Origin of the sequence: Bifidobacterium bombi DSM 19703, from assembly GCF_000737845.1 — a bacterium.
GTDB lineage: Bacteria > Actinomycetota > Actinomycetes > Actinomycetales > Bifidobacteriaceae > Bifidobacterium > Bifidobacterium bombi.
This window is the reverse complement of the sequence record NZ_ATLK01000001.1, coordinates 746,881-764,870: the sequence shown is the minus strand read 5'-3', so window position 1 is coordinate 764,870 and position 17,990 is coordinate 746,881. Positions and strand designations below refer to the sequence as shown.

Sequence of the window (17,990 nt, the reverse complement as noted above, 5' to 3'; positions counted from 1 at the left end):
GGGAACGGATGGTGCGATCCAGCGCGGTGCCGCAGGGGCGTGAGAACGAGGTGCAGGCCTCTTCCCGAAGGCCGGAACTCCGAGTCGTTAAGGGCGGGAGAACGGCGGAAGGTGAGAAGCAACAGGGGTGGAACCGCTTTCTGGAATGGACCCGTGGACGTACGGCGATGGTAGTGTGTTCGTTGGTCGCTGTGGCGTTCCTTGTTGTCTCCCTGTTCTGCTCGCTACTGCTGCGCGTGCAGATGGAGCAGGATTCGTTTGACCAGGCGCAGAGCAGCCAGCATATCTCCGCGCTGACCCAAGACGTCCAGGATGACCAGGCTACACTGGACGCGCTTCAATCGTCGTTGCCTCAGAAAGCGCAGGAAATGGGTATGGTTCCTCAGCAGGGTTCCGTTTCGATAGACCTGCAAGGGTATCAACCTCCCGAGGAGACGCGATGAAGGTCTCTGCACGAGCACAGCGCAAGACCTTGAGCTTTTTCAAGAGGTGCATGGCGATCATGATTGTCCTTGTACTGGTCGCGGCGGCGTGTTTTGTTCAGCTCGTGAACGTGCAGCTTCTGAACGGGAAAGCCACGGCGAATGCTGCTACTGAAGGGCGTATCCATCGCTTCGCGATACAAAGCAGGCGCGGTAGGATCCTCGATACCAATGGTGCGGTTCTGGCCAGCAGCGTCGAGCGTTATACCATCATCGGTGACCCAGAACGCGCCCAGAATTTCGAGCCTGTCACGTGCACGAAGGGCAACGCCGAGTTATGTAATGAAGTTGACGGCAAACCGGTCGGCGTCGATGGCGTGTCGGCCGTCGCACGGATCTTAGCCCCGTCGCTTGGTATGAGCGCGATGGAAATCGGTGCGAAGTTGAGCGTGACCGGCCATTATCAGGTTCTGAAAACCAATGTCGAACCCAAGGTCAAGCGTCAGATTGACAAACTTAACCTTGGCGACACCGTCTATGCGGTTCTTACGGCGGACAGAGTCTACAGCGATGGTACGCTGTTGGGCCCTTTGCTTGGAGGTATGAAGACCGACGACAAGGGTAAGACCACTGGCGCGTCAGGGATAGAGGCCATGAAAAACGCCGAGTTGTCCGGAACCGATGGCTATAAGATCAACCAGTACGGTGAAGGTGGTCAGGAGATTCCGGGAACCTCGAGCGAATATAAGGCCCCTAAGGACGGCAACGACGTGAAGCTGACCATTGACGCCGATGTGGATTGGTTCGTCAAAAAAGTGCTCGTAGAAGGCAAGGAGCAGTATCATGCCGATTGGGCTTTGGCCTGTGTGGAAGACACGAGGACGCACGAAATCATAGCCTTGGATGACTCGGACCAGATTCAGGCTGGGTCGGCCGAGGCAAAAATGGGTGCCTCCAGAGCGGTCAGCGAGACGTTCGAGCCTGGATCCATAGGCAAGGTGTTCTCGATAGCCGGGATGATGCAGAACGGTGTGCGCCAGGCTTCCGACAAGTTTTCAGTCCCATACCAGATTCAAAAAAACGGACAGACCTTCCATGATGCGCTGCCTCATCCTACTTCGAATTGGACGTTGGCGGGGATACTGCGCAATTCGTCCAACGTTGGCATGGTGATGGCCGGCAACGGCTATACAAGTCAGCAGCGGTACGACAATCTCGCTAAATTCGGCATAGGGCAACCCGGCGGATTGAATCTTCCTGGTGAGTCGCAGGGGAAGCTGGATACCCCAGATCATTGGGACGGCCGAACCAAGGACACCGTCCTCTTTGGACAGGGCTATGCCACCAATGTTCTTCAACTGACCAAGGCCATCACCACGGTCGCTGACGGAGGTGTGGCCCATAAACAGTTCATATTCAAGTCCTCCACCGATGAGAACGGTCATGTGACTGACGAGCGGCAGGATGACGGCGAGCGCGTCATCGATCAGCAGGTAGCCAATGAGACGATGAATGCCATGGAATCGGCTACAGGCGGTTATGAGCGCAGGGTGGCTGTCAACGGCTACCGCATAGCCTCCAAAACAGGTACGGCCGAAGTCAGGGGTTCGGGGAATTCCCTTAGTTCCATCGTTGCGACTTTCTCGGGGGTGATACCAGCGGACAGCCCAAGGTTCACCATCAGCGTCATATTGAAGAATCCTGATGGCATCTATGCGGAGTCCACTACGGCGCCGATGTTCAAGAGAATCGCCGAATTTCTTATGCAGAAGTATGAGGTTCCGTTCTCGGCTCCACGAACGGATGCCATACCGATAAACTGGTAGCTAATCGGATGAACGAATGCCATGGGAAAGGGGCGGCAGATGAGTATGGTGAATGAGGCCATCTCAAAGCGCTTGACTTTGGGGGCCATAGCCGGCCGTTACGGGTTCGAGCTCGACCCGCCTTATGCGCGAAGCGTGAGCGTCACCTCGTTGGCAGACGACCCCAACGATGTCCGTCCAGGTGCGTTGTACGTACCCAAAGGTCCCGTGTCGAAACCGCAATTGGAGCAGGCGCAATTCGCAGGTGCCTATGCGGCGATGCTTCCGACGCACATGCGTGGGGGTCAGTGGGACATCCCGGTGCTTCTGGCTGATCCCAGTGCGGCTCAGATAGGCCGGTTGGCCTCCCAGATGGCCGGGGATCCCGGAACTGTCCTCGCAGTCTTCGTCGTCTGCGGTGAGCAGCCCGATGAGTCCCAGGCTCAGGTCGACCGTCTTGCCGAATTCCTCCATACGCTGGGCAATCCTGTCGGCCGGCTTAGCGCCTCGGGGTCGTTGTCTTTGGAACGCCCTCTGAGTTTTTCATATCCATTGGGGGTTTTCGATGTGCAGCGGGCTTTGTCCATATGCTTGGAGGACGGCGTGAACGCCGTGGTCATTTCGGCGGATGACCAGACGTTGGGAGCCGACGCTTTGCAGGCCGTGAATGTCGACGTGCTGGGCTGCGCACGTCAGCTTAAGGACGGGCAGGCCGCCGAGGTCCGCGAATCAGCACAGGCTAGGTACGGATTCACGGCCAAAGAAGGACTTAAACTGACGACTCTGAGCCCCAATGTGAGTTGGCTGGCACCTTTTATATCCAATAGGAACTCCGTCGCCGACCCTCAGGCGGACCGTCGCCTCGCCTTCGCTGTTTCCATGGCGTATGCGGCCGGTGTCAAGCGCAGTGCTTTGCATACCGCTTTACGCATGGAACAGGGCGATGCCTAGTGTTTGGTCTGGACCTGCGTGCTGATGAGACGAGGAGCCGTTCGGCGGTTGCTCGCATATGATTGGTTTTGGAAAGGAACCTGGGATGTTACCCATTACAGTGGAGCAAGTTGCACTTAGTGTCAAGGGGAACGTGGTTCCACCCGAGGATGGTGCCGTGCCTGAGGGGAGCGTTGCCAACAACGTCGTGACGGATTCGCGTCTGATCATGGATGGTTCGGTGTTTGTGGCCATAGCCGGTGAAAACACCGATGGACATGATTACGTCAAGGATGCGGGTGTGCATGGTGCGGTGGCGGCCATCGTCGATCATGTCGTCGAGCATGCCGACGTTACCCAGATCCTGGTTCCCGCCGGCTCGGGTCCGCGCATCCCCACAGATGGCATGGAGGCTCCGGGAACTGTCAAGGCGCTGGGGCTGCTGGCACGGTCCAACATCGATCGGCGTAGGGCTTTGGATGCCGATTTCTCCGTTATCGGCATCACCGGTTCAGTCGGGAAGACCACGACCAAGGATCTGCTCAAGGCCCTGCTCTCCCAATTGGGTGAAACGGTGGCGCCGGTGGGTTCATTCAATAACTACATAGGACTTCCTCTCACCGCTCTGCAGGTGGACGCGGACACTCGTTACCTTGTGGCGGAGATGGGCGCCAACCACATCGGGGAAATCGCCGGACTCACCCGCATCGTGGCTCCGGATGTGGCCGTTGTGCTCAAGGTGGGAACGGCGCATCTGGGTGAGTTCGGCTCCGTTGAAGGGATTGCCCAGGCCAAGAGTGAGATCGTCAAAGGACTGCGGCCCGGCGGTGTGGCTGTGCTGAACGCGGATGACCCGAGAGTTAGCGCTATGAGTCGCCTCGCGCCCGGCAGGGTGCTGTGGTTCGGCGGTTCGGACCGCGAGGATTCGGTGCGTGCACGTGATGTTTCGGTTGATGAGTTCGACAGGCCGCGTTTCATGATCGATGATGGCGAGTCTGACATCGAAGTGAATATGGGGATTGCGGGGATTCATAATGTCTCGAACGCTCTCGCTGCGGCGAGCGTCGCCCGTTTTTACGGCATGTCTTTGAATCGGGTCGCCTCCGCGCTTGGCTCGGTGCGTCAGATCAGTCCGCACCGTATGGAAGTCGCTCATATCAAACGTGGGGACGCTGATTTCACCCTTATTGATGATTCCTTCAATGCCAACCCGGATTCGTTAAAGGCCGGCCTGGAGGGGCTCAGAGGTTGGCGTTCGGAGAGTGAGCGACAGCCATGGCGCGTGGCGGTCCTTGGTGCGATGCTGGAGCTGGGGGACGATGAGAAGCGGCTTCATCATCAGCTTGGTTGTTATGCAGCCCGGCTTGGGCTGAATGCCATCGTGGTGGTGGGCAGCAGGAGCGACGGACATCTTCAGATTTTGGCGCAGAGTATGGCCGATGGAGCCGCTGCGGCCGAGCGAGACGCTTCGCGAAACACGGATGTCGGGCGTACCCCCGTTGTGGTGAAATTGGTGTGTGACGTAGAGGAGGCCGATCGGTTGGTGACCCTTATGGCGGGTGAGCATCCGGGGACGGTCGTGCTGCTCAAGGGGTCGCATGCCTCTGGGCTGAGTGCCTTGGCGCGTCGGTGGTCCGAAGGTCGCCAGTGATGTTCGGTTTTGATCGCATATTCGGCTTGAAGAATGGAGTTTGACGTTGCTTTCCTTGATTCTGGGAGTTGCGGTGTCGTTGTTGGTGGTAATACTCGGCACGCCGTTGCTGATACGTTTGGTGCATCGTTTGCATTATGGTCAGTACATCCGTCAGGACGGTCCAAAGTCACATCAGGTTAAGCGGGGCACGCCCACCATGGGCGGTGTGGTCATGATTCTGGCCGTGCTTCTGGGATGGTGCGCATCCGCACTGCAAAGATACACCACCCGTGGGACGCTTCCGTCGTGGTCTGCGGTGTTGGTGCTGTACGCGATGCTTTCGATGGGTCTGCTCGGTTTTATCGACGATTTCGCCAAGGTCCGCAAAAAGCAGAACCTTGGGCTTTCCGTTCATGCGAAGTTCATCGGTCAGTTCGTTTTCGCGACCATCTACGCCGTTCTTGCCCTCATGATCCCCACGAAATCGGGGTTCCCCAGCGCCCAGGCAGGTATGAGCTTCATTGAAAGACCGTTCTTCAATTTCGAATTCGCGGGAAAGACATTGGGCATCGTCGTCTTCGTCATCTGGGTCAATTTCCTTATGACGGCGTGGACCAATGCGGTGAACCTCACGGATGGTCTCGACGGGCTGGCTTGTGGTTCCTCCATGATTTCATTGAGCGGGTATGCGCTCATAGCCTTTTGGCAGACGTACCACGTCAAGGGGGTGGGGCATCCCGGGTATTCCTATGCCGTTTCGGACCCCATGGATCTGACCATCATCGCGGCGTGTGCTGCGGTCGCCTGCTTCGGCTTCCTTTGGTACAACTCGAATCCGGCCACCATCTTCATGGGGGACACCGGCTCCCTCGCCTTAGGTGGTCTGTTTGCGGCGCTTTCCATAGCGACGCATACCGAATTCCTAGCCGTCATTCTCGGTGGTCTGTATGTCATCGAAGCGGCAAGCGATGTCATACAGGTGGGGTGCTTCAAACTTACGCACAAGCGTGTGTTCAAGATGGCGCCCATCCATCATCACTTCGAATTGGAGGGTTGGGGAGAGGCGAAGGTCGTCGTCCGGTTCTGGATGGTCGAATTCATCTTCATGCTTGTGGCGGTGGTCATCTTCTATGGAGATTGGATCGTGAATTCCGGTTTGTTGCTCTGATTGCGGTCGGTGAGGATCGGCTCCCACGCGTGTTGGCGGATGGCGTGGTCCTGTCGGTTCGTAGGTAATTCAAATGAAAGCGGGTTGGCATGGATTTTTCATGTATGACGGTGTTGGTTGCCGGTCTTGGTATCTCCGGAAAAGGTGCCGCGAGTGTGCTGGTCGGTCGGGCAAGGCGTGTCATCACCGTCGATGAGCACAGTCCGAAGGCCGATTTGAGTTCCTTCGAGAATGTTCGTTGGGACGAGGTCGATCTCGTGGTGGTCTCACCAGTCTTCAAACCGCGTACACCGTTCATCCTTGAGGCGCAGAGTCGCGGCATTCCCGTCATCAGCGAGGTGGAGCTGGCCTGGCGCCTGAGGGTGCCTGACGCGGGCACCGGTATTCCAGCCCCTTGGGTCGGCATCACCGGCACCAACGGGAAAACGTCCACTACTCAGATGGTTTCCTCGATGCTTCGCGCCTGTGGTTTGGACGCTCCGGCCGTCGGCAACATCGGCATGTCGGTCAGTCAGGCAGCAGTGGAAACCGGGCATGATGTCCTGTGTGTGGAGCTCAGCTCGTTCCAGATGCATTTCACGGACAGTCTGCGGCTTGAGTGCGCCGCCATCACCAACATAGCCGCAGATCATCTTGATTGGCATGGTGGAATGGATCAGTATGCCGCCGATAAGGCGAAGGTTTTCCACGGCGTCCGGAAAGTCCTGGCATACAACGCGGATGACCGACGCGTCTCAACCATTGCAGCGCAGGCGCAAACCGCTCCCGACTGCAGGAAGGTCGGTTTCACACTTGGCGCGCCCAAGGAGGGGCAGGTCGGCGTGGATCGTCAGTCGATTATCGATATGAGCGGCCTCGCCGGCGGATGCAGCGGCGTTCCCCGTGTCGTAGCCCCATTGGCTGATTTTCCTCATTTGTGTGAACCTGACGGTTCCTTCTACCCCCACCTGCTCGCTGATGCCCTGACCGCATTGACCATGTGCCTTGGGCTCGGTGCCGATCTTGAAAGGTGCGTTGCTGCGTTGCGCGGCTTCACGACAGGAGACCATCGAATCGAGACCGTCGCTGTGGCCGGATTTGAGGATGCGTCAAGGCGCAACGACGGATCCGACTCCGGGGTCGTGAACAAAGACTGGTTCGAAAGTGCAAAGGGAACGATTCGTTTCATCGATGATTCCAAGGCTACCAACGCCAGTGCGGCCGAGGCTTCGATTTCCAGTTTTCCCGACGGTCACGTGATTTGGATAGCGGGAGGGCTTGCCAAAGGCGCGCGCTTCGAAGGTTTGGTTCGTTCTCAATTACGTAAGATCAAGGCGGTGGTAATCATCGGCGTGGACGGCGCCCCCGTGATGCAAGCCTTGAACGCTTGCGCCCCCGGAATCGCATTCACGCGCATCGATCCCAAAGACAATGCGAGCGTCATGCGACGTGCCGTGGAGGCGGCCGGAGCATATGCGCAGGGAGGCGATGTGGTGCTTATGGCGCCGGCGTGCGCATCGATGGATCAATTCAAGTCGTACGCGGACCGGGGTGATCAGTTCGCGCAGTGCGCCAAACGATGGGCGGCCGAACATGAGTGAATATCGATCCGGAGATTTCAGGAAGCCCTCTCAAACATGGAGGCAATGGAACGGCACATTCGGTTTTCGGTTCCGTTCGGGGTCTTCCGATGGGAAGTCCGGGGAGGTCACCGGGCGAGGCGGCAAAGCGAAACCGGTGAATTCCACCGTCAAGGATCGACGGCCGGATGATGCCATGCGTGACGGGGATCCCCCGTTGGGGGGAGTACTGACGAATCCCATCTGGTGCTATTACGGGTTCATCATTTCAGTGATACTGCTGACGTGCATCGGCTTGGTCATGGTCTTCTCGAGCTCGTCGGTGCGGATGATTTCGAATGGGAAAGCGCCTTGGCAGCAGGGGGTGTCCCAGGTACTGTACTGCTTCGGTGGAGTGGTCACGTTTCTCATAGCCAGCCATCTCCCCGCAGCTTTCTATCAGCGGCTAGGATTCGTATTTTGCTGGATTGCGATCGTGCTGCAGGCGTTGACGCTCTCGCCGATCGGCCGTGAGATCAACGGAAACAGGAGCTGGATCGGAGTGGGCTCGGTCACGCTTCAGCCTGCGGAGGTCGTCAAGTTGGCGTTGTGCATCTGGCTTCCCCTCGCTTTGACTCAAGCTCGGAAACGCCTGGATGAGAATGACTTCGCGCCGACCCCAACCTTCGTGAAGCTTGAAGCGTACATCGCGCGCATCGGCAATGGCGTCCTGCGCGATTGGGCCGGGAGTCTGCTACGTGGGTTCAGGGCATATTTCTGGTCGTTGTTCATGTTCATGGTGCCGTTACTTCTTGTATTGAAGGGTGATGATCTGGGAACGGCCATGATCATCATCCTTATCGGCGGCGTCGCATTCTTCATCGGCGGTTTTCCGACGAAGACCTTCTGGAGCGCGGCCGTGCTGATGGTGGTTACCGTGGTGTACTTCGTGGTCAGCAAGCCGAACAGGCTTGACCGTGTTCTTTCGGCGTATCGGCCATGCAAGGTTGGTGACACAACCTGTTATCAATCGCTGCATTCGAAATACGCCATCGCTTCGGGCGGTTTCTTCGGTGTGGGTCTGGGCAATTCACGCGAGAAGTGGAATTACCTTCCCGAAGCGCACAACGATTTCATTTTCGCGATTATCTGCGAAGAGCTCGGTTTCATCGGCGCAGTCCTGATTGTCCTGCTCTTTATCATCATCGCATGGTGCCTCATCATCGTCGCCTTGCGCAATGAGAACCATTATGCATCTATCGTTCTGGTTTGCGCGGCCATGTGGATCGTGGGCCAGGCGCTCATCAACATCATGGTGGTTTTGGGTTTGCTGCCCGTCATGGGCGTTCCTTTGCCGTTCGTATCCGCAGGAGGGTCTTCGCTTGTGATGTGCCTGACCGTTGCGGGCGTGTGCATCAGTATGATGCGATGCCAACCGCAGATAGCGGCCAGCATTTCGGCCAAGCGCGTGTAGCCGTCGCCTGTGGGGGGTGAATGTTGGCCAGAGGTCGAGCGGCTTGAGCCGGTGTCATCGCCGGTGAGGTGTTGTACGATGGTTTCGGCATTGATTGAGGAAAGGCCTGAAGGCAAGTGATGAAGAATATAGTGTTGGCCGGCGGCGGTACTGCGGGGCATGTCAATCCGCTGCTCAGCGTGGGCATGGCCATAAGAGATATGGATGACTCCGCGCGTGTATCTGTCATCGGCACTTCCGTCGGGTTGGAGCACGACCTGGTTCCACAGGCGGGGTTCGAACTCGACACCATAGAAAAGCTACCGTTCCCTCGTTCGCTCAATACGGCGGCGTTGCGATTTCCGATGCGGTGGCATCGAGAGCAGGTGCATGTTCGCGAGATTCTTATGCGACGTGAAGCGCAAGTGGTCGTAGGATTCGGTGGATACGCCTCCGCTCCGGTCTATTCCGTGGCGCACCGGATGCGCATTCCCATCATCGTCCATGAGCAGAACGCGCGTGCCGGTATGGCCAACAAGCTTGGCGCACGATGGGCGCGGTTCGTCGCAACCGCATATGAGAACTCCGAGTTCCGTCCACATTCGGGAATGCAGGTAAGACGTGTGGGGCTTCCGCTCAGACCTGCCATCGCCAATCTATGTGCTTCGCTGTCCGCCGATCCGAATGCGACGAAGATAAAGGCGGCTCGAGCCTTGGGGCTTGATCCGGAAAGGCCCATAGTGGTGGTGACCGGCGGATCTTTGGGAGCTGTGAGCCTTAATCAGGCGGTCGCCGGTTGCGCGTCTGAACTGCTTGACGTGGCTCAGGTTATTCATCTTACCGGGCGGGGAAAATCACAGGATGTTCGTCGTGCCGTTACTGCATCCGCCGGCGAGTCTTCATTGAACGACCTCGATCCGGCTCGTGCGGGCGAGGGGGATTATCATGTTGCGGAATATCTGGAACGTATCGATTTGGCCTTCGCCTGCGCGGATTTGGTGATATGCAGGGCGGGTGCGGGGTCGGTCAGCGAGCTTGCGGCGATAGGGTTGCCGGCGGTCTACGTGCCCCTTCCGGTGGGCAACGGTGAGCAGCGGTTCAATGCGGAGCCGGTGGTGAAGGCCGGAGGAGGTGTCATGGTGAGCGATGAGGAGTTCACCTGCGACTGGGTGCGCTCGAATGTCCCCTCCCTGCTGGCCGACAAGGACCGTCTCATCGACATGCGTCGTAAGGCCTATTCATATGGCATTCGAGATGCCGCTGCGACGATGGCGAAGGTGATATTGGATATCGTCTGACGGAGAGGTGGGCGGCATTACGGAGCGGGCCTTCAGGAAAGATTTCATGTAATGCCGGTGGTCGGTGTGCTCGGCATGCGTCGTAGAGGAGGCTTCACTTGGTCCGCACGCACGGGATGCGGCGTTCTCAGGTATTTGGGGGAGGTGCTGCGATGTCCTATAATCAGAATGTCGGTTGCAGGATTCCGTACGGCCGTGGCTGTGCGGACCGATTCCGGTTTCATATTTCCGAGGGTGCCTTACTGTGCCATGGCACTCCATTGTCGGGAGTACCGTTGAAGTGTGAGTCTATTGTCCGAGGAGTTTGACGTGCCGCATATTGATGACCGATCCAGGTGTGATGATGTTCTTGACCCACGGGAAGCCGCGTTTGGTGATGGGGATTCGCTTGACGTCCTGGGATCCACTCACTTCATAGGAATCGGTGGCGCGGGAATGAGCGTACTGGCCGAAATGCTGCATGAAAGCGGCGTGTGCGTCGATGGTTCGGACCGCGTGCCCAATGCCAAGACCGACCGTCTGGCATCGCTCGGCATCGATGTGCAATTCGGGCAGAAGGCCGAAAACGTGCGAGGAGCGCGTACCGTTGTGTATTCAAGCGCCATCAAACCAAGCAACCCTGAGATTGTCGAAGCGAGGCGTCTTGGACTACGCATCGTGCACCGAAGCGACATTCTGGCGTTGTTGATGGTTTCCAAAACGTCCGTGAGCGTTGCCGGGGCGCATGGGAAGACGACCACCAGCTCGCTGCTCGCACACATCCTCGTGCACGCTGGGGTGGGAGATTTGGCCGATCCCGGTTACGCCATAGGCGGGTCGATTCAGAACCCTCATGGCGAGGCGTTGGATGGCGGCCATGCCGGTCGGGGGAAAGTTCTCGTGGCTGAATGTGATGAATCGGACGGCAGTTTTGAAAAGTACAGGCCTCAGATCGCCGTCATAGTGAATGCCGAAGCCGACCATCTGGATCATTACGGCAATGCGCGGAATTACCAGAAGGCGTTCGTCGCATACGCCTCACATGCGTCCGGTGCCGTGGTGATGTCGGCTGACGATGAGGGATCGCGTTCCATATTGGCATCGTTGCCGCAGCAGGTGGCGGACAGAACGATCGCCTACACCACCGACCCGGCGCTGGATGAGGAAGCGCTGCGGGGAGACGACCGAAGCAGTGACCATGCCGAAAGTGGGTGCGCACGTGGTTTGCAGGTGGTCCATATAGTTTCGGAGCATGAGGATGCAGGCGACGGTAACGAGGGTTTTACGATAGAGCTGCCTCCGAGCCTCTTACGGTTCACGTCGGACCGATCCGGTTTCGGAGCTGACCTCTCGAGCGCGCCCTCTGGCTTGAGCATTCCGGTTCGGCTGAGTATGCCTGGAATTCACAACGCTCGCAACGCCACCGCTGCAATCGTCTGCGCTGCGTTGCTGGGAATGGATCCGCAGGTGGCTGCAAGCGCTGCATCCGGTTTTCGAGGGGCTTCCCGGCGTTTTGAGATCAAAGGCGAGGCACGTGGCGTGACCGTGGTGGACGACTACGCGCATCACCCTACGGAAATTGACGCGTTGCTGACCGCCGCCAGGAGGAGATACCCCCAAGGAAGGCTTCGTGTATTGTTCCAACCGCATCTTTTTTCAAGGACTCGATTTTTCGTGAAGGATTTTGCGCAGGCCCTGGCGCTCGCCGATGACGTGGTGCTCACCTCGATATACCCGGCTCGTGAGCGGCAAAGTGATTTCCCTGGGGTGACCTCTCAGCTCATCGTCGATGAAGCCGGTTCGGCCGGATGTGCGCAGGCCCGCGGAAAAGTGAGGATGCAGGTCGTTCCTGATATGTGTGAAGCGGCCAAGATGCTTGCGCTGCGCGCGCAATCAGGGGACGTGCTTTTCACGGTCGGCGCCGGAGATGTGACATCGATGGGGAAGGTGATGCTTTGCGTGCTTCAGGCAAGCTCGGGCGAGGCACAAGTTAATGGCGGTGGATCGGACTGTATTTCCGGTCAGAACGATGGATCTGGAGACCAGCGATGACACGTAGAATCGTCAGTTCTGGTGAGTCCGATGGCATCGGTGCAAGCTCAGGCGGCCGTGGAGGCGAAGGCTTATCTTCAGGAGAGGCCAGTAGACAGCCCCGCAAGGTCGCCGGTTCCCGGTATGGCATGCCTCGTGCTGCCTCCTCGAATGCATCCGTGCAGCGCGGCCGTGCCTCGGAGAGTGGCGTTGATGGGGAAGGGGTGGAACGACGTACTGGTGGTAAGAGTGGTGCCGGCAAAAAGTCCGTGTCTCGCAAGAGCGCAACCTTACGGTCAGGCAGAGTGCGTCAGGCTCAAAAGCAGCGAAAGGTCAGGTCCGGCGAACGCAATGAGCAGGTCAGGGCGAAGGGTGTCCGCCAACGGGGCGGTACGGCCCGGATGGTGTCTTCAACCCACGCTGGCGCAGATAGGGAATCATTGAATTTTTCGGGTTCCGAACGTTCCATTGATATGCGTAAATTGAAGAGCAAGGATTATGTGGCCCAGACATTGAACCAGACGGCAGGCCCGGTGGGAGTGGTCTCCAGACCCAAAGTCGTCGATTTCAATGCGAGACTGAAAGAAAGAAAGCAAGCTGGCCGAAGGACCCTCATGCTGCGCGTCTGCGTTGTGGTTGCAGCTGTTGCGGCGGTATTGGCATTGATTTGGTTTCTGCTGTTTTCGCCGGTGTTCCTGCTCAATGAACAGGGCATCCATGTTTCAGGTCAGAACGCTTGGGTGAGTAAGGACAAGATCATGGGGATAGCTCAGCGCGAGTCAGGGAAATCGTTGTTTCTTGTTTCATCGAATGAAATCACCCGGGATCTTGACAACATTCCCGGTGTCACGGAATCGAAGGTGGAGAAGAGGTTTCCGAGAATGCTGGATGTGACCGTCCATGCACAGGAGCCGGCCGCTATGCTTAAGACTTCGGACAAGAATCTGACGGCGGTTGACGGCAAAGGCAGAAAGCTCAATTCCGTCAACGGCGCTCCGATGAATGGAATTCCGGTTATTGAAGTGGATGATGTGGATAAAGCGCTTGGTGACCGGGCAGTGCAGCAGGCGCTTATCATCATGGATCATCTGCCCAAGGATTTGCGGCAGCGAGTCTCCAAAGTCACCTCCAAAACCCAGGATTCGGTCACATGCGAGCTTGATCACGGCAATTATACGGTGATTTGGGGCGACTCCTCTCAGATCAAACTGAAGCAGGCCACGGTTGTGACCATCCTCAACAATCCAAACGTGATTGGAGACAAGCACCAGATCGACGTTTCCGCCCCGATGAAGCCCATCATCAAGTAGAAGAAATGAAATCATGCCTGTATCATCGGGTGCGTGTATGCGCCAATGGAGTGATGTCCCCGCAGGTGAACGGCGGTGCAAGTGGCTTTTGTTCCAATGATTCCGTGTCTGTTCTTTACCGTTGAAGTCAATCCGTCGTCCCATCCTATTTCAGTGAGTTCAACCGTTGTTCCGCACATGGGAGTGCAGTTCATAAGCGCGGTGCATACGAACACGCGTCGCCCCCTTCACGGAGGCGTGGATTGAAAATAAAACTTTAGGACGATTAAGGACAGCAGCTGCTAGAGCAATTTTTTGCTGCTGTCCGCCTGAAAGCAAACGGGCTCGCTGATCTTTAACTTCTTGCAAACCCATACGATTAATTAGCATATCGACGCGTTTTAAGTCACAATCAAAGATTCTCGCTAAAGTTTCAAGATGCTCTTTAACGGTAGCCCTGTATATAAAAGCGCCTCGTTGTTCTTGAATACCTATCTCAGCGAGTAATTTGCGATTACGCGGGAAGGGGGTGAGACCTAAAACGGATACGCGGCCTTTGTCTGGTTTCAAAGCACCATATAGACACTCGATTAAAGTACTTTTACCGGCACCATTTTTCCCCAAGATACCATAAAAATCACCTTTCTAACTGAGAAAGACAAATCATTCAAAACTGTTTTAGTCTTATAACCCTTCGATAAGGATTCAACACTAATTACTACATTATCTTCCATTTTATATCACGCATCCTCATGTATCTAAAATGCTATCCTTCTCCACTCGTGACGTAATGCTCCAACTATGTACTTCGACTGTCTGAATACCTCAGGATCAAGCATGATAAAACAAATTATTGCTCTGAATGGAGTCGGTACAACCACTCTATGAATTCATTGGAACACGCCCATGATAGTTATAAGATTCTGCTTCATGGAATGGCCTTCAGGTCTTCGCATGGGCTGGGCCGGGAGAGGTACATCGTGCAATGCACGCAACGCAAAGTCATGGGTTCTGCAACTTCGTGTGCGTATACCAATCCGCTCAGATCTTCATGCGGTTCAGTCCTTCCGATTCTTGTCGTAGATGCTGATGATACTCGATGCGATACCGCAAAGGAGGCCGCCGATCACCCAGGGAAGCCAGAAGGGGAAGGTCACGTCGCAGATTCTGTTGTGGCTGACGAAGAGAAGGAAGAAGGCTACGATGGTAGCGATACCCATGATTACATCTGTTACCACTGAACTGAGCCGATCCAAACGGTCGTCCCAAAGGTGATGCCGCATTCCGAAGCGGTGTCTGCCAAGTCTTTTTTCCATTCTCTCGTTATACCTGTTCACCTTGAGCGCTGAGAGGTGTATCGAGCTATAGATGAAGAAGGCCACTGCGCCTGCTACAAAAAAGAAGAATGCCCCTGAACTCCAGGCTTTTACGCTGCGGACCAGCGACAGGTTCTTACTTACTACGATTCCAATGAAAACGAAAGCGATTCCTCCGACCAGATACCCGGCCATCCGGCGGGAGACGCGCACGCGGTCGTCGTCTGTGTAGAAGTCCTCGACATAGGGGTGTCTGCGTTTGAAGTCCGTATGTGCCATGGCTGAGGGAATGATAAGAGCCAAGCCGATGACGACTCCCAGACTCAACAGAGTAAAGGCCCACAAATCGTTGAATGGGTTTGTGCCGATGATGGAATCCGGATCGTCGAACAGGGAAGCAGCAGCCAGTCCTAGAATCATGCTTGCCACTCCGAGCGCCATGGATAAGGCAAAGGAGCGGAAGTGGTCGTCATACCCGGTCACATCTATTCCTGGACTGGAGGGAGGAACCGGCACGTCGGCGGGAAGAGCGTTTGAGTCATAAATGTCAGGTCTTGGTTTTTCAGAAGAGTCACCAGTTGTCCCTGATATGCCCGGATGCGGCTTTGCGGTGCCTGAATCCGTTTCTATAGGAGCTTGCATGTGGGATACGTCAGTAGGAAGAGATTCGCTACTCTGTGAGACGGCGAGACTTACATCGCCCAATACCAGGTCATCAAGGGTGCAGCCGAAAAGGTCACAAATCGTCAGAAGCTTGTCCATTTCCGGGTAGGCCTTCTCCGATTCCCATTTGGATATGGACTGGCGTGAGACGCCCAGAAGCATGGCTAGCTGTTCCTGCGTCATGTGACGTTTAGTGCGAAGGTATTGCAGATTGTCGCGGAAACTCATTGAAGGGTCCTTTCTTTGTCGTCAGCTATCATTTTGACGGAACCGACCTGCCGGCGCTACCAGCTTTCAGTTGCATTCGCAAAAAGCAACCATGAACTGCGCAACCTCAGGTTGCAACCTTGCTGTCCCAAGGATAAACGTTTTTGTGGATTTTTCTTTGTCCAGGCGGTCCGGTTCGTTCGAAGAACTGAAACCCATTGTTCAACGGGTCAATCCAGCTCCAGGGCCTGACAGAGGTGGTCTTTAGGTTGTCGAGGTCATACAGAATTGGCAATCACTCCACGCCACATCAGTGTGGTTGCAATTCGTTGATTAAATGGATGAATTGTGGACTAGAATAGCGGTTCTCTATTCACGGTAGCGTAATCGATGGAAGTTTTGATGATGGAGGTTGCATATTCAGGGTCTCATTGGGTGAGGTAGGCAGGGGAGTTGAGTCCGTTGTCGAACTATTTGCATGAGATTGCTGAGTTGCTGCTTATCTCTTACGATGCAGTGATTCAGGATTTTTGAAACCCAAAGGTATGGTGCCTATGTCGTATTGCCTGGTTCAAGGGTCTCTGTGTTGAGGCTCTGACCGGTCGACATATCGCATTTCCTGTCGTGTTCGTCGTCGACGGAATCAATGCTTCAATTGGGTTTATCTGCTATACTCGCATCAATAATTAAGGAGAATATAAAATGATGAATACGCAGGATAATAACAATACGTCGGATGGTTCAGGTTCGCATACTTCGCTCAAAATTACCCTGATTGCCGTCATAGTCGTGGTCGTCTTGGCTGCCACATCCCTGATCGGTCTCAGGAACGGCATGAACGGTAAGAAGAACGAGGTGGACGCACAGTGGAGCCAGGTCGAGAACGTCATGCAGCGACGCGCCGACCTGATTCCCAACCTTGTGGCCTCGGTTCAGGGGCAGATGGACCACGAGAGCAAGGTGTTCAAGGATATCGCCGACGCTCGTAGGCAGTATGCCGCGGCTTCCACTCCGAACGACAAGTTGAAGGCGAACGACGAGCTGAACTCCAAAACGAACGTCCTCGTGAACGCAGTGCAGGAGAACTATCCACAGTTGGCATCCTCGGAATCGGTAAAGACGCTGATGACTCAGCTTGAAGGCAGCGAGAACCGCATCAGCGTGGAGCGTGAGCGGTATATCCGTCTGGTAAACGAGTACAACAATAAGGTGACGAGCTTCCCCGCCTCAATGGTTGCTGGATTGTTCGGGTTCTCGAAGATGGATTTGTACAAAGCCCAGCCTGGAAGTGAGAATGCACCGAAGGTGACGTTCCATGAATGATGGCAGAGCCGCCGCGTTCAGCCCCGGCTTTGCTCGTAGGTCGTTGCCTTCGTTGTTCCTTGGTGCGCTTGCTGTATTGTTCATTGTCATTCTGCCGTTTTTCTCAGTAACGGCTGCAGCTGCTCCCGCGGATGCCCCGCGCGACCCAGTGGGTTCCATTTATGTGCAGGACGATGCGCATGTGCTTTCTGACTCGACCAAGCGTCTGATACGTGACGTCAACAAGAAGCTGGAGGCTAGTGACTACAAGGCTCAGCTTATGGTGGTTACAGCGGATTCGGTTCCTTCGGGCGGCAGTATCGAATCGTGGACCATCTCGCTTGCCGAGAAATACAGGCCGGGCGAAGGCAAGAAGGATACGGGGCTGGTATACGCTCTGGCTGTCAAAGATCACAAGGACAGGCTTGAGGTGGGGTATGGCCTTGAGGACGTGATTCCTGATGCTACCGCCGAGCAGATTATCAGCCAAGGGGAGCAGCAATACGGCAAAGGAAACTATGATGCCGGCGTCCGCGAGGTTGTGACGTCCGTTGGTCGTAAAATCGCAGGGAATGGGGGTGGTGTCGGTCACACCGATGACGAATCCCAACCGTCATTTTTGAATCAGGTTCTGATACTTGCGATTATTCTAATCGGCGGTTTGGTGTGGTTCAAGATAACACGGTCGGTGCGGCGTGGTCGCCACGGTGGTGCCGATCTGCTGTTGCTTGGAATTCCGCAATTGCTGAGTCGTCGTGACGATTTCCTCGACGATGATGATTCCTTCACCGGCGAGAGCGTGCTTGGAGGGGGAGACTCGTTCAGAGGCGGCGATTCGTTTGGAGGGGACTCGTTCGGCGGGGGTGACTTCGGCGGAGGCGGTGCTTCAGGTAGCTGGTGAACATAAGCGGCGCCATACAGCTTCTAGTGTTCTCTTTATTGCTGATTGCTATGGC

13 protein-coding genes and 1 pseudogene are annotated in these 17,990 nt (G+C 55.9%); 12 read left to right on the top strand and 2 right to left on the bottom strand.

From position 1 onward, the window contains the following. Window positions 1-8: 8 nt before the first annotated feature. The 10 genes from ftsL to BBOMB_RS02895 all read left to right on the top strand — a co-directional run bounded on the left by ftsL (window position 9) and on the right by BBOMB_RS02895 (window position 13,567). Window positions 9-443 carry a cell division protein FtsL gene (gene ftsL, locus BBOMB_RS02940; RefSeq protein ID WP_238549864.1) on the top strand — a complete coding sequence of 145 codons (435 nt, stop codon included), beginning with the start codon at window positions 9-11 and terminating at the stop codon, window positions 441-443. Then, window positions 440-2,248, top strand: coding sequence for a peptidoglycan D,D-transpeptidase FtsI family protein (locus tag BBOMB_RS02935; protein ID WP_044087217.1), 1,809 nt, complete (start codon window positions 440-442; stop codon window positions 2,246-2,248). The genes ftsL and BBOMB_RS02935 overlap by 4 nt, the downstream gene beginning before the upstream one ends. Before the next feature lie 39 nt (window positions 2,249-2,287). Further along, window positions 2,288-3,178, top strand: coding sequence for a hypothetical protein (locus BBOMB_RS02930; RefSeq protein WP_044087424.1), 891 nt, complete (start codon window positions 2,288-2,290; stop codon window positions 3,176-3,178). 85 nt (window positions 3,179-3,263) lie between these two features. After that, the gene (locus tag BBOMB_RS02925; RefSeq protein WP_044087218.1) at window positions 3,264-4,808 is read left to right on the top strand and encodes a UDP-N-acetylmuramoyl-tripeptide--D-alanyl-D-alanine ligase; all 1,545 of its coding nucleotides are present in this window, start codon (window positions 3,264-3,266) and stop codon (window positions 4,806-4,808) included. 46 nt (window positions 4,809-4,854) lie between these two features. Next, entirely contained in the window at window positions 4,855-5,958 is a 1,104-nt protein-coding gene (gene mraY / locus BBOMB_RS02920; RefSeq protein ID WP_044087219.1) for a phospho-N-acetylmuramoyl-pentapeptide-transferase, read from the top strand. Window positions 5,959-6,047: 89 nt separating this feature from the next. Continuing rightward, window positions 6,048-7,538 (top strand): UDP-N-acetylmuramoyl-L-alanine--D-glutamate ligase, encoded by a 1,491-nt coding sequence (murD, locus tag BBOMB_RS02915; RefSeq protein WP_044087221.1) that lies wholly within the window; start codon window positions 6,048-6,050, stop codon window positions 7,536-7,538. After that, window positions 7,531-8,970: an FtsW/RodA/SpoVE family cell cycle protein gene (locus tag BBOMB_RS02910; protein ID WP_081867252.1), complete on the top strand. Its 1,440-nt coding sequence runs from the start codon at window positions 7,531-7,533 to the stop codon at window positions 8,968-8,970. The genes murD and BBOMB_RS02910 overlap by 8 nt, the downstream gene beginning before the upstream one ends. A 119-nt stretch (window positions 8,971-9,089) precedes the next feature. Continuing rightward, window positions 9,090-10,247: a UDP-N-acetylglucosamine--N-acetylmuramyl-(pentapeptide) pyrophosphoryl-undecaprenol N-acetylglucosamine transferase gene (locus BBOMB_RS02905; protein WP_044087222.1), complete on the top strand. Its 1,158-nt coding sequence runs from the start codon at window positions 9,090-9,092 to the stop codon at window positions 10,245-10,247. Window positions 10,248-10,556: 309 nt separating this feature from the next. Further along, entirely contained in the window at window positions 10,557-12,278 is a 1,722-nt protein-coding gene (locus BBOMB_RS02900) for a UDP-N-acetylmuramate--L-alanine ligase (RefSeq protein ID WP_238549863.1), read from the top strand. Continuing rightward, on the top strand, window positions 12,275-13,567 hold the full coding sequence (locus tag BBOMB_RS02895; RefSeq protein WP_238549862.1) for a cell division protein FtsQ/DivIB: 1,293 nt from the start codon (window positions 12,275-12,277) through the stop codon (window positions 13,565-13,567). The genes BBOMB_RS02900 and BBOMB_RS02895 overlap by 4 nt, the downstream gene beginning before the upstream one ends. Before the next feature lie 159 nt (window positions 13,568-13,726). Here BBOMB_RS02895 and BBOMB_RS07825 read toward each other — a convergent pair. Together BBOMB_RS07825 and BBOMB_RS02890 are read right to left on the bottom strand one after the other, a co-directional pair. After that, window positions 13,727-14,176: pseudogene (locus BBOMB_RS07825) on the bottom strand (ATP-binding cassette domain-containing protein); the annotation flags it as partial. 428 nt (window positions 14,177-14,604) lie between these two features. Next, window positions 14,605-15,753, bottom strand: a complete 1,149-nt coding sequence (locus tag BBOMB_RS02890; protein WP_044087223.1) for a helix-turn-helix domain-containing protein — start codon at window positions 15,751-15,753, stop codon at window positions 14,605-14,607. Window positions 15,754-16,434: 681 nt separating this feature from the next. On the opposite strand from BBOMB_RS02890, the gene BBOMB_RS02885 reads away from it, so the two are divergent. Then, the gene (locus BBOMB_RS02885; RefSeq protein WP_238549861.1) at window positions 16,435-17,055 is read left to right on the top strand and encodes a LemA family protein; all 621 of its coding nucleotides are present in this window, start codon (window positions 16,435-16,437) and stop codon (window positions 17,053-17,055) included. Beyond that, a complete protein-coding gene (locus BBOMB_RS02880; protein WP_044086774.1) occupies window positions 17,048-17,935 on the top strand; it encodes a TPM domain-containing protein in 888 nt (295 codons plus the stop codon). Before BBOMB_RS02885 ends, BBOMB_RS02880 begins: the two co-directional genes overlap by 8 nt. Window positions 17,936-17,990: the final 55 nt, after the last annotated feature.

Bases quoted from the DNA above. Each gene is read 5' to 3' on its own strand.
- murD (WP_044087221.1), top strand. From the start codon at position 6,048: ATGGATTTTTCATGTATGACGGTGTTGGTTGCCGGTCTTGGTATCTCC.
- BBOMB_RS02905 (WP_044087222.1), top strand. From the start codon at position 9,090: ATGAAGAATATAGTGTTGGCCGGCGGCGGTACTGCGGGGCATGTCAAT.
- BBOMB_RS02895 (WP_238549862.1), top strand. From the start codon at position 12,275: ATGACACGTAGAATCGTCAGTTCTGGTGAGTCCGATGGCATCGGTGCA.
- BBOMB_RS02910 (WP_081867252.1), top strand. From the start codon at position 7,531: ATGAGTGAATATCGATCCGGAGATTTCAGGAAGCCCTCTCAAACATGG.
- BBOMB_RS02880 (WP_044086774.1), top strand. From the start codon at position 17,048: ATGAATGATGGCAGAGCCGCCGCGTTCAGCCCCGGCTTTGCTCGTAGG.
- BBOMB_RS02885 (WP_238549861.1), top strand. From the start codon at position 16,435: ATGATGAATACGCAGGATAATAACAATACGTCGGATGGTTCAGGTTCG.
- BBOMB_RS02935 (WP_044087217.1), top strand. From the start codon at position 440: ATGAAGGTCTCTGCACGAGCACAGCGCAAGACCTTGAGCTTTTTCAAG.
- ftsL (WP_238549864.1), top strand. From the start codon at position 9: ATGGTGCGATCCAGCGCGGTGCCGCAGGGGCGTGAGAACGAGGTGCAG.
- BBOMB_RS02925 (WP_044087218.1), top strand. From the start codon at position 3,264: ATGTTACCCATTACAGTGGAGCAAGTTGCACTTAGTGTCAAGGGGAAC.
- BBOMB_RS02890 (WP_044087223.1), bottom strand. From the start codon at position 15,753: ATGAGTTTCCGCGACAATCTGCAATACCTTCGCACTAAACGTCACATG.
- BBOMB_RS02930 (WP_044087424.1), top strand. From the start codon at position 2,288: ATGAGTATGGTGAATGAGGCCATCTCAAAGCGCTTGACTTTGGGGGCC.